12 protein-coding genes, 2 rRNA genes and 1 pseudogene are annotated in these 15,278 nt (G+C 41.6%); 9 read left to right on the top strand and 6 right to left on the bottom strand.

Annotated features, from left to right (window positions below; genetic code table 11):
• From FTV37_RS03845 to FTV37_RS03820, 6 genes are all read left to right on the top strand, one after another.
• Window positions 1-106 (top strand): 23S ribosomal RNA (locus FTV37_RS03845); the annotation flags it as partial.
• A 254-nt stretch (window positions 107-360) separates the two neighbouring features.
• Window positions 361-475, top strand: a 5S ribosomal RNA gene (gene rrf / locus FTV37_RS03840).
• Between the two features lie 195 nt (window positions 476-670).
• Window positions 671-1,222 (top strand): DUF4256 domain-containing protein, encoded by a 552-nt coding sequence (locus tag FTV37_RS03835; RefSeq protein ID WP_180063071.1) that lies wholly within the window; start codon window positions 671-673, stop codon window positions 1,220-1,222.
• Window positions 1,223-1,629: 407 nt separating this feature from the next.
• Complete coding sequence (locus FTV37_RS03830) at window positions 1,630-2,979, top strand: MFS transporter (protein WP_180005638.1); 1,350 nt, start codon at window positions 1,630-1,632, stop codon at window positions 2,977-2,979.
• Between the two features lie 159 nt (window positions 2,980-3,138).
• Window positions 3,139-3,873, top strand: a complete 735-nt coding sequence (locus FTV37_RS03825; protein ID WP_180024683.1) for a group I intron-associated PD-(D/E)XK endonuclease — start codon at window positions 3,139-3,141, stop codon at window positions 3,871-3,873.
• 84 nt (window positions 3,874-3,957) lie between these two features.
• On the top strand, window positions 3,958-4,269 hold the full coding sequence (locus tag FTV37_RS03820) for an ankyrin repeat domain-containing protein (RefSeq protein WP_180063070.1): 312 nt from the start codon (window positions 3,958-3,960) through the stop codon (window positions 4,267-4,269).
• Window positions 4,270-4,461: 192 nt separating this feature from the next.
• Here FTV37_RS03820 and FTV37_RS03815 read toward each other — a convergent pair.
• A pseudogene (locus FTV37_RS03815) lies at window positions 4,462-4,998 on the bottom strand (type 1 glutamine amidotransferase domain-containing protein); the annotation flags it as partial.
• Window positions 4,999-5,444: 446 nt separating this feature from the next.
• Here FTV37_RS03815 and FTV37_RS03810 point away from each other — a divergent pair.
• Window positions 5,445-6,620 carry a PQQ-dependent sugar dehydrogenase gene (locus FTV37_RS03810; protein WP_373683557.1) on the top strand — a complete coding sequence of 392 codons (1,176 nt, stop codon included), beginning with the start codon at window positions 5,445-5,447 and terminating at the stop codon, window positions 6,618-6,620.
• 92 nt (window positions 6,621-6,712) lie between these two features.
• Here FTV37_RS03810 and FTV37_RS03805 read toward each other — a convergent pair whose 3' ends face one another.
• Window positions 6,713-7,753: a TauD/TfdA family dioxygenase gene (locus tag FTV37_RS03805; RefSeq protein WP_180063068.1), complete on the bottom strand. Its 1,041-nt coding sequence runs from the start codon at window positions 7,751-7,753 to the stop codon at window positions 6,713-6,715.
• A 471-nt stretch (window positions 7,754-8,224) separates the two neighbouring features.
• Here FTV37_RS03805 and FTV37_RS03800 point away from each other — a divergent pair, with 471 nt between their 5' ends.
• Together FTV37_RS03800 and FTV37_RS03795 are read left to right on the top strand one after the other, a co-directional pair.
• Entirely contained in the window at window positions 8,225-8,620 is a 396-nt protein-coding gene (locus FTV37_RS03800; RefSeq protein ID WP_180005605.1) for a tautomerase family protein, read from the top strand.
• 489 nt (window positions 8,621-9,109) lie between these two features.
• Complete coding sequence (locus FTV37_RS03795) at window positions 9,110-10,399, top strand: glutamate carboxypeptidase (protein WP_180063067.1); 1,290 nt, start codon at window positions 9,110-9,112, stop codon at window positions 10,397-10,399.
• A 326-nt stretch (window positions 10,400-10,725) separates the two neighbouring features.
• Here FTV37_RS03795 and FTV37_RS03790 read toward each other — a convergent pair whose 3' ends face one another.
• The 4 genes from FTV37_RS03790 to ileS form a co-directional block, all read right to left on the bottom strand.
• Window positions 10,726-11,268: an NADPH-dependent FMN reductase gene (locus tag FTV37_RS03790; protein ID WP_180063066.1), complete on the bottom strand. Its 543-nt coding sequence runs from the start codon at window positions 11,266-11,268 to the stop codon at window positions 10,726-10,728.
• Window positions 11,269-11,413: 145 nt separating this feature from the next.
• Window positions 11,414-11,896 (bottom strand): peptidylprolyl isomerase, encoded by a 483-nt coding sequence (locus FTV37_RS03785; protein ID WP_078190656.1) that lies wholly within the window; start codon window positions 11,894-11,896, stop codon window positions 11,414-11,416.
• The gene (gene lspA / locus FTV37_RS03780) at window positions 11,889-12,428 is read right to left on the bottom strand and encodes a signal peptidase II (protein WP_078190655.1); all 540 of its coding nucleotides are present in this window, start codon (window positions 12,426-12,428) and stop codon (window positions 11,889-11,891) included. The genes FTV37_RS03785 and lspA overlap by 8 nt, the downstream gene beginning before the upstream one ends.
• Complete coding sequence (gene ileS, locus FTV37_RS03775; protein ID WP_180063065.1) at window positions 12,421-15,267, bottom strand: isoleucine--tRNA ligase; 2,847 nt, start codon at window positions 15,265-15,267, stop codon at window positions 12,421-12,423. Before ileS ends, lspA begins: the two co-directional genes overlap by 8 nt.
• Between the last annotated feature and the right edge of the window lie 11 nt (window positions 15,268-15,278).

Raw genomic sequence — 15,278 nt, 5'->3', positions numbered from 1 at the left:
ATGTCCACTAAAGAGCCGTTGAAGACTACGACGTTGATAGGTTGGATGTGGAAGTGCGGTGACGCATGAAGCTGACCAATACTAATTGCTCGTGAGGCTTGACTATACAACACCCAAACAGTTGTATGTAAAGCATCAATTGATTCACATATAATCAATCAAACTTGATTTAGTTGAAAAGCTAGATACATGAGCGAGGAATAAACAAACATTAATTATGTTTGTCCGAGCGCAAGACATAAAGCTATGCTTTATGTTAAAATCAACTCAAATATACCTGTTAATAACTCATTTGGTAGAAAACTTAGCACGAAGAGCACTGCTCTGAGATTAGACTAAGCAAGTATCCATAACAGTTGTGCTGGCGACAATAGCAAGAGTGAACCACCTGATCCCTTCCCGAACTCAGAAGTGAAACCTCTTAGCGCTGATGGTAGTGTGGGGTTACCCATGTGAGAGTAAGTCATCGCCAGCTCATTATTCGAAAACACCCCCTGACTAGTGCAGGGGGTGTTTTTTTATGTATGGAAAAGAAAAAGCACAAAATAGGAAAACGAGAGATATTTAAAAAGAATAAGGCTAAACAATGCTAAAAATTTACATCAAGGTGAGCCTATATTCTTTATAGTGAAGTTCAATCTCCAATGTATAAAAAGAATAGGATGTACATATGCTCCAAGATCTCGATGAAGTCTCTATTTTAGAGATATTGCAGCAACGCTTTGAGGCAAACATGCAGCGTCATCCAGTATTGCTTTGGGATGATGTAAAAAAACAATTGATTGCACAGCCCTCAAAACTAAAAATTTTAATCGAAATGGAAAATACAGGCGGTGAGCCAGATATTGTGACGCTGAATCGGCAATCTCTTGACCTGATATTTTATGATTGCAGCTTAGAGTCGCCAAAACCTAGACGAAGCTTATGTTATGACCGTGATGCCTTGGAGAATCGGAAGAATCATCCTCCCAAAAATAACGTTATAGATATGGTGCGAGACATCGGTGCTCAGCTGCTGACAGAAGAGGACTATCGTGCGTTACAGCAAGTTTTTCATTTCGATTTAAAGACTTCGAGTTGGATCGTAACGCCAGCGGATATTCGGCAAAAGGGCGGGGCACTGTTTTGTGATCGACGTTATGATCATGTATTTAGCTATCATAATAGCGCGCAGTCATATTATGCGTCTCGTGGATTTCGCTGTAAGCTGGTGATTGCTTAATCTCAGTGCTATCAAGGTATTTAAAACAATCAAGAGCATTAAAGTGAGCTTTTCTAAAGATGTAATTGCGTTTGTTTTTTAGACATTTAAAATTTTTCTAAACTAAAGATAGAAATAAATGATGGTGTGTCGTTCTGAAGTTGAATGAAAGAATAGAAGAATTAGACCTAAAAACAAGGACATTATTATTTAAAAAAAGAAGTTAAATAATCATATATTGATAATGTTTAATAATTAAACTAAAGCATGAAAAATAACACAATTAACATGTACTTATAAGAGACTAGATTTATTAAACATACGTCTAATATCCCTAGAAAACACTGTTCCGTATATTCCGTGGCTGTTGAATTTTACTTAAAAATTCAATGAATGTTATGGACAAGTACTCATGGGAGATGAGAACGATGACAACGGAAAAAATAGACATAAATTCTGTAGTCGATAAGGCTAAATTTACCCCGTTCCACTTCAATGTAGTGGCTTGGTGCTTATTGATTATTTTATTTGATGGCTACGATTTAGCGATTAATGGCGTGGTTTTACCATTATTGATGCAAGACTGGGGCTTAAGTGCAATGCAAGCGGGGATGCTTGCTAGTACTGCGCTCGCAGGCATGATGTTTGGTGCCATGTTCTTTGGTTCTTTAGCAGATAAGATTGGCCGTAAAAAAGTCATCATGATCTGTATCGTTTTATTTAGTGGTTTGACCTTTGCTGGTGGTTTTGCGTCGAATCCAACAGAATTTGGTATTTTGCGTTTCTTGGCTGGTTTAGGGATTGGCGGTGTAATGCCTAACCTTGTGGCTTTAACGTCGGAATACGCGCCGCAGAAGATGCGTAGCACACTAGTAACGACGATGTTTAGTGGTTATGCAGTCGGTGGTGTGATGGCGGCACTTTTAGGTTCATGGTTCACCCCTGACTTTGGTTGGCAAATCATGTTCTTTATTGCAGGTATTCCACTTTTCCTTTTACCTGTGATTTGGAAATTCTTACCTGAATCTTTGGCATTTATGGTGAAAGAAAACAAACAGGAAAAAGCCCGCAGTATCGTGAAGCGCTTAGCGCCTGAAGTGAAAGTGACTGAAAATACAGTGTTCACTTTACCGCAAGAAAATGTACCTGAAGCTGCTAACGTGGTGAGTTTGTTCCGCCGTGGTCGTGCCGTAAATACATTGCTGTTTTGGGTGGCGTTCTTTACGTGCCTATTGACCATGTATGCGCTAAGCAGCTGGTTACCAAAACTGATGATGGCAGCCGGTTATTCTATGGATAACAGCTTAATGTTCATGATGGTCATGAACGTGGGCGCAGTTGTGGGTATTGTTGGCGGTGGTATTTTGGCTGACCGTTTCCATTTAAAACCTGTGCTGATGGTTTTGGGTATGATGGGCGCGATTGTGATGAGCTTGATGGGCTTCCAATCGAATCAGTTCTTGCTATACATTTTGGTATTCTTGGCAGGTGCTGCATCTATTGGTTCGCAAATGCTGCTGTACAGCTATGTGGCACAGTATTACCCACTTGCTGTACGTTCGACAGGAATTGGTTGGTCTTCTGCGATTGGTCGTATGGGCGCGATTGTAGGGCCGATTCTGATTGGTGGTTTGCTCGGTATGAACTTACCTGCACATTTCAACTTTATGGCGGTGGGTTTACCTGTACTGATTACTGCGATCGCGGTTGCATTGATCATGCATGAAAATGACAGTGATAAAATTGATGTTAAAGAGGCATCTACAGCCAAAGCTTAAGTTGTGATTCTTTAAAAAGAAAAGCCTCCGAAAGGGGGCTTTTTTTGGGTTATTTAAAATGCTAATAAAATAATTATTTTATATTTTCTAATATTCTATATTTATAAGTTTTTAAAAAAGATATAAAAACTTAACTATGACTATTTTATGGGGGGAGAGATGGAGTTTATTGAGCAAATTAAAGAAGTAATGAAGGAATCGCGAAAAGAAATGCATGTTGATCAAATAGCAGAAGCAATCGTAGCGAAATATCCTCATACTCAGCAGCATCTAGATGTTTTATCTAAGAAAATCTCTTCGATACTTTCAAAGGATATTGACAAATATAAAACAAAATCAGAGTTCACAAAACCAAAAAATTCTAAAGGTGCTCCAAGACGGGGAATTTACAGATTAAAAATCAAAAAAGTTGTACCTGATATTGTTCCACCGCCACCTACAGTTAATGCACTGTATACGGGCAAGGCTGGTGAATTTGCAGTGATGGCTGAATTATTATTTTTTGGATTTAATACATCATATATGGCTGTTGATGATGGTATTGATCTTGTCGCAGCAAAAGATAATAAATATTTTCATATACAGGTTAAAACAGCCAATATATCTGAATCAAATAATCAGTATAGATTCACGATAAATCAGAGATCTTATGATTCAAAGGATGCATCATCTACTTTCTATATTTTTGTATTACGATCATGTAATGGTCCATCTTATGTAAATAATTATATTATTCTTCCAAATAGTGATATCAGTCGATTACTGGAATCTGGAACTATTACACAAGCGGCTAAATTATCCATTCGTATTGAACGCGATAAAAATGGAAAATATTTATTAAATTCAAAGGAAACTGTGAATTACGCTTTAAATAGATTTGATAAAATTCGTTAAATAAACTGATTTATATGACCAATTCTGCCATGGTCATTAATTGACAAGCGATATTTATAGAAATTACAAATAGGTATTATGATCATGCAATTTAATTCTATCTCGCCAATCCCTGAAGATGATGCAGAACTGCATCTGCCTGAACTGGTGTACTGGGCATCTTTAGGTGAACTCGCAGAAGTCGAAAAATCTTTAGCGAATGGCACAGACGTAAACACTGCCGATGAAGAAGGCTATAGCGCACTGCATGCAGCCGCAGAAAACGGCTATTTAGACGTGGTGAAGCTTTTGGTAGCTAATGGTGCAAATGTACAGCATAAGACCCAATACACAGCATTAGAGCTTGCAGAAATGGCAGGCAATGATGATGTGGTAGCTTACTTAAAAAATTTGTAAGCCATAATATTTTATGAATCAACATTATAAAATACCCGCATGCAATATGCGGGTATTTTCATTTTAGTATTATTGTTGCTGTTGCTGTTGCTGTTGCTGTTGCTGTTGCTGTTGCTGTTGCTGTTGCTGTTGCTGTTGCTGTTGCTGTTGCTGTTGCTGTTGCTGTTGCTGTTGCTGTTGCTGTTGCTGTTGCTCAAGCTCCTGCTGAATCGCTTGATTAAACGCAGGCAAGTCATCTGGACAACGAGAAGTAATGAGCACCCAACCACCCGTATTACAGCGGTGCACCTGCTCATCGACCCAATGTGCACCCGCATTTTCCAAATCCAAACGAATACTTTTATAAGACGTCAGAGTTTTATCACGAATTCGTTCAGCATTAATGAGCGCCCAAGGACCATGACAAATTGCAGCAATAGGTTTTTGATGGTCAGCAAAGTTTTGAATAAGTCGCAGTGCATCTTCATCGATCCGTAGATGATCTGCATTGACAGTTCCGCCTGGAATTACTAACACATCATAGTCTTCAGCATTTACGTTGCTCAATTGGGCATTGGGTTGAACTTCAGCTTCGACCTTTTTGTCGGCTTTTACTGTTTGGACAACCGCATGTTTAATAGCGGCATGAATGGCTTCAATTCCCTTTTCATTTAAATAATTTAATGGTTGGATCAGCTCGTCATGTTCAACACCGACATTTGAAGTTATCACTAAAGCTTTTAAAGTCATGATTGACTCCTTGCAATGAGGATTGTCTACCACGCTAACAAGCTGACGGATTTGGGTATGTAATAATTTCGCAGGAAACTGTAAGAAGTTTTGACAGAGATGTTATGCGAAAGTTCTAGATTAGGGCGAATTCTTTAAAAAATCAGCTAGAAAAAAGAAAACCCCGACATCCTGTCGGGGTTTTCTTCGTATTTCGTGTTCTAGATACAACTCCTTATCATATCTCACGTCCTGATGCAGAAACTTATTGTTATTGTTTTATGTTTCGGAAACTTCCTGTCTCCTGATAACTGTAGATTAGGCCTGTTTCTGAAACTTGGAAAGCCGCAATTTTCTGCATGTCATGTAAGCCAAAACGTACAAAATTATTCTGTTACCTTTCCAAAGAAAAATCATCTGATTAATTGATTAGAATCAAATGATTATAAAAGGGATGGGAACAGTAGATGAAACAATGCATACAATATTTTCGAACGCCTAGCCTGATCGTTGGCATCCTGATGACAGCCGCATGCCATGCGGAAAACACCACAACTACAGCACAAGATCAAACACCAAGCCAAGCTCAAAAATCGGCACAAATCCAGCAAGAACAGCGCTTTAAAATACAAAAAATCGCTCAATTTAATGAGCCTTGGGCCATTCAGTCGCTCACAGATGGACGCTTATTGCTTACAGAAAGAAAAGGTCAGCTAATTATCTTTAATCCTCAAAACCAGCAAAAAATACAGGTGAAAAACCTTCCGAAAGTTGCCTATGGTGGACAAGGTGGATTAGGTGATATTGCACTTGATCCACAATTTGAAAAAAATCATCATATATATCTGAGCTATGCAGAAGCAGGACAGGGCGGTTATGGCGCTGTCATCGAAAAAGCCACATTAAACCTCAATGAAGCTGTGCCAAGTTTAAAACAGCGAAAAATCATTTGGAGGCAAATTCCAAAAGTAGAAGGTCAAGGCCATTATTCACACCGAATGCAGTTTGGTACAGATGGAAAATTATGGGTGAGTTCGGGCGAACGTCAGAAGTTTGATCCTGCACAAGATCTGCAGTCAAATTTGGGTAAAGTACTGCGCTTAAATAGTGATGGAACACCTGCTGTAGATAATCCATTTCAGACCCAAGGCGAAGTTGCCAAGCAAGTGTGGAGCTTCGGGCACCGTAACCCTTTAGGCATGGCATTTGATGCAAAACAGCAGCTTTGGGTGGCCGAAATGGGACCGAAAGGCGGCGATGAGTTAAATCTTGTGCAGCGTGGGAAAAACTATGGCTATCCGCATGTGTCGAATGGCGATCATTATGATGATCAGCCGATTCCTGATCATCATACGCGACCTGAATTTGAAGCGCCTGCCATTAGCTGGACACCGGTGATTTCACCGTCGAGTTTGATGTTTTACCAAGGGCAAAAGTTCCCCTTGTGGAAAAATAAAGCGCTGATTGGTGGTTTGTCGTCTCAAGCAATCCTGATTGTGGATACAACACATCAACCGGCAACAGAAATCCAGCGCATCGACATGAAACAGCGGATCCGTGGCTTGATTGAAGCCAAAGATGGTGCCATTTGGGGGATTGAAGACGGTGAAAAAGCATGGTTATTCAAAATTGAGCCAAAATAGCGGCTAAAAAATAAACAAAAAATTCAAAAAATAAAAAAAAGCCCCTACGGGGCTTCTCACATACAGGCCTGCACGAATTTTAAATCTGTTAGCTAAGCCGCATAGTGTTCATCGGCATTAAATGCATTGGCTTGAATTTGAATTAATTTACGATTTCCTTGTTCTCCATTCATTCGCCAATGCGCAATTTTAATATTATCGACGATCGCAACATCACCTTTATGCCACTGCAAAAGCAGGGCATCTTTATACATCGCATCAAAAAATTGCTGCTTTTCGGCATCGCTCCATTCAATTTGTTGACCTTCTGGCGTGTAAATTTCCCAAGTCAGTTGCATGCCGTCCGCTGTCGAATCGATTTCAATCTCCCCGCGATTTTCAAAGCAATTTTTGGCCGCCTGATGGGCAAATGGATTGGTATTATTAGCAAAAGCCCACGGCTGAATCACATGCTTTTTCGTATCGGGGTGATGAATCACCAGTGGCGAACGCTGCAAGGTCAGTTTGGCTTTTTTATCTTGTCGAATCTCTAGACTAAACGGGCTCTTTTTCAGCAATAATCGGTCAAATAGCCCCACCTCGCGCGCCGAGACATAAGAAAAATGGTTCCATGCACCAAGATATTTTTCCTGTAGATGTTTCGGAAAATTCTCCCAAATCTGCTCTAAGTTATTAAATCCTGTTTCTGCCAAATACGTCGAAGGTTTCTGACAAAATAAGGCGATATAACGCGAGCGTTCTGAGCGCACGCCACCTTCAACATGTGGGCCTTGTACCGAGTTTTCGACTGGACCCAATTGCACTGTGTTGCGATCGATATAACGACGGTAGTCGCCTGCGCCGAGCAATTTCTCGCTGTATTTTCGCATCCAAGATGCAACCCAGCTGGGCATGTTGGGGTTAAATGCATTCCATGGCGTAAACTGAAAATATTGTTCAATCAGTTGGTTAAATTGTTCGGGTTGCTCGATGTTAAAACCACGGAACAGCAAGATGCCATTTTCATGGATTTGTTGTAAAAGCTCTTGTCGATGCGCGCCAATATATTGTGCAAGATCTTGCGGGCTATTGTGTTCTGGAGCGGCATGAAAAATGCGGGTAAAACTATTCAGTTGTTGCTGTTGCAATTGCATAGGTCATTCTCTAATTTTTTAATTCAATTTTTATTGTTGTCGCCTAATCCCTAAGCGCTGACAGTTCGAGCTGCTGAACTCGCAGCCGTTATTCTGTCTAAAATCTCTGCCGATTATAAGTACAGTTTTACTGTTGCGATGTAAGTATTGTTGATAAATTGCGATTTTTCGACGAATAGAGTGCGATAGCTGAATGAATGACGACATGAAAAAAGCCCTCGACATCCTATCGAGGGCTTTTTAGATTCATTCTAAAGATATGACTCCTGTCATACCGATCAGCGTTCCTGCTGCATGTGCATTATTTATTTTTATTGCAAGACATCCTGTCTCTGTATGTTCTTACTATAGGCGCGTTGCTGTTGAGGCCATAGGCGTAAATACTGCAAGCGCTGTAGGTAAATGCCTACAGCAGAACGTCGCTAAATCCTGCTAGTGTAGTGATTTAAATAACAACAATGAGTTTCGCGCATGCCTGCAACACAAATCGATATACGGATGCAATACAGCATAGAACAAGAACAACAGTTGATAAATGCTGTCTTTGACGCCTTACAACAGAGTTTTCAACTACCTTCATATGACCGCAATATGCGTTTGCAAGTGCATGCGCCACATCGGTTTCAGGTGTTTGATCATTTGACGCAGCCTGAGCGCTTTACACATATCACCATTGATTGTTTTGCGGGACGAACCGTAGCAACCAAGCGTAAGTTATATCAAATGTTGGTGCATAATTTGGTGGAATTTGGCATTCCAGCCGACCATATCATCATAACATTACGTGAAAGCCCTCTAGAAAATTGGGGGATACGAGGTGGTCAAGCCGCTTGTGATGTCGATTTAGGTTTTCAGGTCGATGTTTAGTCTGTGCAAATACATGGAATGTTGCTTTCACATCGCCTAAACGAAAAAAGCCCCGACATCCTGTCGGGGCTTTTTCGGATTCATTCTAGCGGTATAACTCCTGTCCTACCGTAAGCTTCCTGCTCATTGTCTTATCATTGTTGTTTTATGTTCAGTGACATCCTGTCGCTGTATGACCTTAATATAAAAGTAATCCAATAACGTGAATAGTGTCTATTATCCGCATCTGATGTAAGCCAAAACGTACAACACCTAAATTATCATTCTGTCCGTCGCGTCAATATATTGCACAGCATTAAGGCTCTCGATCGTTAGATCTATGTATCCATATTGATCTAAACCGCTTTTAAAACAGCAGGAAGCTGGTTTTGAAGTGACTAAAAGCTTTATCAGCGGTGTTACATATTTTTGCGATTAATTGGTTGAATGGTGAACTAATTTATCAGACATTAAAAATTCATAATGAAAAATATACAGGGAATAAGATCGATGCTAAGAATACTTACACAACAACGGACGACATCAAATCTTCAGCTCGCATTAGGCTGCGTTATTGCGCTTAGTGCTTCAGCAAGTTGGGCAGCATCTCCACAAGAGATTAAGCAAATTGCGGAAAGTCAAAAGCAAAGTTATTTAGAGACCTTGAAAACCTTGGTCAATATTGAATCTGGCAGTAAAGATATTGAGGGTTTGAATCAAATTGCTAAGGTGGTCGCAGAGCAATTAAAAGCCACAGGGGCTGAGGTGAACGTGATTCAGCCCAAAGACATCATGAAACTCGATGGTGCGCCAGATCAGACAGGGCCGATTGTCAAGGCGGTACTGAAAGGCAAAGGTAAAACGAACATTATGTTGTTGGCACATAATGATACGGTGTATCAAAAGGGCCAATTACAAGGTCAACCGTTTCGTATAGATGGTAATAAAGCCTATGGTTTAGGTATTTTGGACGACAAGCAAGGTGTTGCTGCAGTGATTCATGTCTTGGATATGCTGAAACAGCTGAAGTACCAAGATTACGGCACCATTACGGTGTTAATTAATTCAGATGAAGAAATCAGTTCACCCGGCTCGCGCCAATTGATTATGGATACAGCTCAAAATCAGGACGTTGTCCTCTCCTTTGAAACCGGTGGTTTAGAGGGAAGTTTGATGTTAGCCACTAGTGGGATTGGTGCGGCTTATTTAGATATTAAAGGGCGGGGTTCGCATGCGGGGGTAAAACCTGAAGCAGGGGTCAATGCCTTGACAGAACTGGCTTTTCAGATTCAACAATTAGAAAATCTATCCAATCCGAAAACGGGTTTAAAGCTGAATTGGACTGTTGCGACGGCTGGAAAAACCCGAAATGTGATTCCTGACCATGCGACAGCGCAGGCAGATGCTCGTTCCTTAAAACCACAAGATTTTGCTGAGTTGGAAAAAACCTTGAAGCAAAAAGTCAAAACCAAAAAATTGGCGGAAAGTCAGGTCGAGGTCAAATTTGAAGTCCGTCGACCACCTTTAGAAGCCAGTCCACAAGCCAAAAAATTGGCCGCGACAGCCCAGCAGATTTACACAAACGAATTAAAGCTGCCGATGAAAGTTGAAACGACCGCTTGGGGTGGTGGTACTGATGCCGCTTTTGCTGGGGTTAGTTCGAGAGCCGCGATCATTGAGGGACTAGGCATGTCAGGTGATGGATTACATTCAGATAAAGCTGAATATATTTTGACAGATTCTATCGTACCGCGTTTGTACCTGGTGACGCGTTTAATTGTGGAGAGTTCTAAAAAGTAATCGTATCCGATTGGGTGAGACCCATTGAGCCATGGCCCTGAGTTCGGTTGTGGCTCATGTTAGAGCTATTCTTGTGTAGCATTTGAAATGAAAAAAGCCTCGACATCCTGTCGAGGCTTTTTTCAGATTCATTCTAGCGGTATAACTCCTGTCCTACCGTAAGCTTCCTGCTTAGTCTTATCATTGTTGTTTTATGTTCAGTGACATCCTGTCTCTGTATGTTTTAACTTTATCGTGGATGATGCATGGGGTATAGCTGCCATCTGCCGAAAATAATGTAAGCCTGAACCTACAAAAGGCGGCATTTATCACGCGAACGGCAAGAATTAAGCACTCACATATTGCAGTAATTTTTTGAAAATCGCTTTAACCGCTTTGTTGTCAAATTCATTCGGTTCGAATTTATCTGTTTGATTACGCGAGAAAATGTCACGAATTTCAACTACAGCATTACTGTCAATTAAGCCCAATTGAGTTGCCACTTGGCGAATTTGATCAATCGAACGTGAACCATTGGTGCCACCATAGCTAACGTATGCCGCAGGTTTTCCGCCCCATTCTTTACCAAGGTAATCCAATGCATTTTTGAGCGCAGGGCTGTAGCCGTGGTTGTATTCAGGGCTAATGAAAATAAATGCGTCGCCTTGCGCGATTTTATCTGCCCATGCTTGTTGTTTGGGTTGGTCATAAATCCCAGTTAATGGTGGATGTGCGCCTGCAAAAATAGGCAGATCCCATTCTTTTAAATCGACAATTTCAGTTTCTACGGTACTGTAGTTATAGCTTTCGATTTCTGAAAGTAGCCAGTTTGCAATCTTAATTGCCGTACGGCCTTCGCGGACACTGCCGACAATAATATGCAGTTTCATCGTATTTCCTGTCTTGTTTTAAAGTCTTGCATTAAATTAATATGAATTCAATCTGTTGCATATACAGAAAATGTATCGAGTCGATTGATAGTTATAAAAATAGTGATAAAAAAAGCTCCCGAAGGAGCTTTTTATTTGCTGAAACTTAGATCAGTTTCACGCCTTGTTGACCGGCAGGGGTCACTTTGAAAATTTCAACTTCAAAGGTGATATTTTTACCGGCTAGAGGGTGGTTGAAATCCACTTCGGTAATGTCTTCACCTACAGTTTTGATTACTCCATACAGACTTTGTTTGGCTTTATCTTCAAACTCAATCATATGGCCTTCAACAGGACGTTGCTCAAATTTGACGGTATCAAATTTTTGTACGTTTTCTGGGTTCCATGGACCAAAAGCATCTTCAGGAGGAAGGCTCACGGTACGGCGGTCACCTGCACGTAAACCGAATAAAGCTTTCTCAAAACCCGGTAATAAGCTGCCATCACCCATGACAAGGCTGACAGGTTCAGCACGGCTACGGGTATTGTCAATTTCTACGCCATTTTCAATAGCAACAGAAAAGTGAAGGTCTACTTTAGAGCCTTCTTCAATACGAGTTTCCTCGTTAGGATTGATAAAATCAGTCATTTTGCGCTTCCGCACGTTGAATTCGGTGTTTTTCTAAGAAAAACGTATCGATAAGAAGCAGGATCGTGCCTAAAGTAATGGCACTGTCTGCAATATTAAATGCAGGAAAGTGGCTGTTGTTGTAATACACGTGAATGAAATCCACCACATAACCTAAAGATACACGGTCAATTAAGTTGCCGATTGCGCCACCTAAAATCAGGGCAATGGCAATCGGAAGGACTTTCACGTTTTTTGGCATACGCATGAGCCAAAATACAAAAATGACAGACACAAGTCCTGCGAGTGAAGTAAAGAAATAACGTTGCCATCCACCGGCATCGGACAAGAAACTAAAGGCAGCGCCATAGTTATGTAGTAATGTCCAATTTAAAAAGGGCATGACAGGTACAGGATCTGCGTAGTTCAGATGTGTACTTGCAATCCATTTAGTCCATTGATCCAAAATAATGGCAACAATGGATAAGCCCACCCACACTAAATTGTGTGGGTAGAATTGAAAGAAGCCCTTTTTTTCTTGTGGATTAGGCATATTTTCTCTCTTCGCCTTGACCTGTAGGAAGGTTAATAATACAACGAGAACAAAGACCTGGATGTTCGTGATGTGTATTCACATCTGGCAGTACATGCCAGCAGCGTGCACATTTTTCACCGTCAGCAGCAGAGACTTTGACATTTAAACCGTCAAGGTCAGAGGCTTCGCCTTGTGCTGCGTCAAATTCATTAACAATCACTTGAGAGGTGATGAGGACAAAACGCAGTTCTTCACCGAATTTGTCTAAAACAGCTTTCAGTTCAGCATTGGCCCAAAGTTCAACTTTGGCAGACAAGTTTGAACCCACAGTTTTTGCAGTACGTGCAGCTTCAATAAACTTGTTTACTGCAGATTTGACGGTGATCAAGGTTTGCCATTCAGCTTCAGTCACCAGATTCGCTGTAGAGGCTACAGGAATGTCATACCACTCCGCAGTAAATACATATTTCTCAGATTGCTCTGGAATCAACGGCCAAGCTTCTTGTGCGGTAAAGCTCAAGATAGGAGACATCCAACGGACAAAGGCCTGAACCAAGTGATACAACGCCGTTTGTGCAGAATGACGCGCTGCTGAGTCTGCTTTGGTGGTGTACTGACGGTCTTTGATGATGTCGAGGTAAAAACCACCCAAGTCATTAATACAGAAGTTGGTCAATGCGCTAGTCACGATATGGAAGTTCATATCTTCATAAGCTTGTTGAATAGTTTTTTGTACTTCCGCAGCACGTTGCAAGATGTATTGATCCAGTGCGATCAATTGATCGACAGGCAAAGCATCAGTCGATGGTTTGAAGCCATTCAAGTTAGCCAACAAGAAACGCAACGTATTACGGATACGGCGGTAACCATCTGATGCACGGCTGAAGATTTCTTTACCTGCAGTCATTTCATAACGGTAGTCTGCAGACGCAATCCAGAAACGTAGGCCATCTGCACCCATGTCTTTAATGATGTCTTGCGGAGTGATCACGTTACCGATCGACTTCGACATTTTGCGGCCTTTTTCGTCCACAACGAAGCCGTGAGTCAATAAGCCTTTGTACGGTGCGCGGTTATTAATCGCCATAGATGTTAACAATGAAGATTGGAACCAGCCACGATGTTGGTCAGAACCTTCAAGGTACAAGTCAGCAGGGTCTTGCAATTCTTCACGTTCACGAAGTACTGCAAAGTGTGTTGTTCCAGAGTCAAACCAAACGTCTAGAGTGTCACGAACCGCATTGTACTGCTCTGCATCTGCACCGATAAACTCAGATGCATCACGGTTATACCAACCGTCAATACCTTCTTGTTCAATCAGCTTCGCTACTTCTTCGATCAGCTCAGGCGTACGTGGGTGAAGTTCGTTAGTATCTTTATGCACGAAGAATGGAATCGGCACGCCCCATGTACGTTGACGTGAGATACACCAGTCTGGACGACCTTCAATCATCGATTGGATACGGTTTTTACCCCAATCCGGTACGAAGCTGATGTCATTTTCAATCGCGTTCAATGCACCTTGGCGTAAACCTTTTGCATCCATGCTGATAAACCATTGCGGTGTTGCACGGAAGATAATCGGTGTTTTATGGCGCCAGCAATGTGGGTAGCTATGTTTGATCACCACATGTGCCCAAAGTTTGCCTGCTTCGGTTAAAGCAGCAATGATTTTTGGATTGGCTTTGTAGATGTGTTCGCCTGCAAAAATTGGCGCACTCGGTAAATATACACCGTTGCCGCCGACTGGATTGTCGACTTTCAGGTTGTATTGTAGGCCAACTTTATAGTCGTCCACACCATGGCCTGGCGCGGTATGTACAGCACCTGTACCACTGCCATCAGTTACATGCTCACCTAAGATTACTGGTACTTGGCGTTCAGCAATTAACGGATGTTGTAGTACTAGGTTTTCAAGTTTTGCACCAGCAAACTCAGCAATCACTTCAACTGCATTAAAGCCATAACGCTGAGTTGCAGATTCAACCAATGATTTTGCAAGGATGAAGTTTTGCGCTGCTTTGTCTTCGCCAGTTGCTTTCACCAATTGGTATTCAAGTTCAGCGTGTAGAGCAACCGCTTGGTTGGCAGGCATAGTCCAAGGCGTAGTTGTCCAGATCACGATATCTGTAGAATCGCTAACTGTAACACCTAGGCGTGCAGATAAATCAGCTAAATCAACAACGCTAAAACCAACGTCAATCGCATCTGATTTTTTGTCTTCGTATTCCACTTCAGCTTCAGCTAAGGCAGAACCACAGTCTAAACACCAGTTGACTGGTTTAAGACCCGGCTCAATATGGCCTGCTTTGGCAATTTCACCGAGCGAACGAACGATGTCGGCTTCTTGTTTGAAGTTCATGGTGAGGTATGGGTTGTCCCAATCACCAAATACGCCCATACGCACGAAGTCTTTCTTTTGTAATTCGACTTGGGTGTAAGCATATTCACGGCAGGCTTTACGGAAAGTTGAGGCATCTACTTTCACGCCGACTTTACCGACTTTTTCTTCAACTTTCAGTTCGATTGGAAGACCGTGACAGTCCCAGCCTGGTACATACGGTGCGTCAAAACCGTCCATTACACGGCTTTTAATGATGATGTCTTTCAGGACTTTGTTTACCGCATGGCCTAAGTGAATTTGGCCATTTGCGTATGGAGGGCCATCATGAAGCACATATTTTTTCTTGCCAATACGCGATGCACGAATCTGCTGATAAATGTTGTCGGCATACCACTCTTCTAACCATTTTGCTTCACGTACTGCGAGATTTGCTTTCATCGCAAATTCAGTACCTGGGAGGTTTAGCGTGGCTTTATAATCCACTGCATTTTCAGGAGTTTGCTTATCGCTCATGCAAGTTGTCT

The sequence above is a fragment of the Acinetobacter sp. YH16042 genome, assembly GCF_013417245.1.
In the GTDB taxonomy this organism is placed as follows: domain Bacteria; phylum Pseudomonadota; class Gammaproteobacteria; order Pseudomonadales; family Moraxellaceae; genus Acinetobacter; species Acinetobacter amyesii.
Note: the sequence above shows the minus strand (reverse complement) of the source record. Positions and strands in the feature narration are given on the sequence as shown.

Coding starts and splice junctions, on each gene's coding strand:
- FTV37_RS03835 (WP_180063071.1), top strand. CDS start 671: ATGCTCCAAGATCTCGATGAAGTCTCTATTTTAGAGATATTGCAGCAA.
- FTV37_RS03830 (WP_180005638.1), top strand. CDS start 1,630: ATGACAACGGAAAAAATAGACATAAATTCTGTAGTCGATAAGGCTAAA.
- FTV37_RS03825 (WP_180024683.1), top strand. CDS start 3,139: ATGGAGTTTATTGAGCAAATTAAAGAAGTAATGAAGGAATCGCGAAAA.
- FTV37_RS03820 (WP_180063070.1), top strand. CDS start 3,958: ATGCAATTTAATTCTATCTCGCCAATCCCTGAAGATGATGCAGAACTG.
- FTV37_RS03810 (WP_373683557.1), top strand. CDS start 5,445: ATGAAACAATGCATACAATATTTTCGAACGCCTAGCCTGATCGTTGGC.
- FTV37_RS03805 (WP_180063068.1), bottom strand. CDS start 7,753: ATGCAATTGCAACAGCAACAACTGAATAGTTTTACCCGCATTTTTCAT.
- FTV37_RS03800 (WP_180005605.1), top strand. CDS start 8,225: ATGCCTGCAACACAAATCGATATACGGATGCAATACAGCATAGAACAA.
- FTV37_RS03795 (WP_180063067.1), top strand. CDS start 9,110: ATGCTAAGAATACTTACACAACAACGGACGACATCAAATCTTCAGCTC.
- FTV37_RS03790 (WP_180063066.1), bottom strand. CDS start 11,268: ATGAAACTGCATATTATTGTCGGCAGTGTCCGCGAAGGCCGTACGGCA.
- FTV37_RS03785 (WP_078190656.1), bottom strand. CDS start 11,896: ATGACTGATTTTATCAATCCTAACGAGGAAACTCGTATTGAAGAAGGC.
- lspA (WP_078190655.1), bottom strand. CDS start 12,428: ATGCCTAATCCACAAGAAAAAAAGGGCTTCTTTCAATTCTACCCACAC.
- ileS (WP_180063065.1), bottom strand. CDS start 15,267: ATGAGCGATAAGCAAACTCCTGAAAATGCAGTGGATTATAAAGCCACG.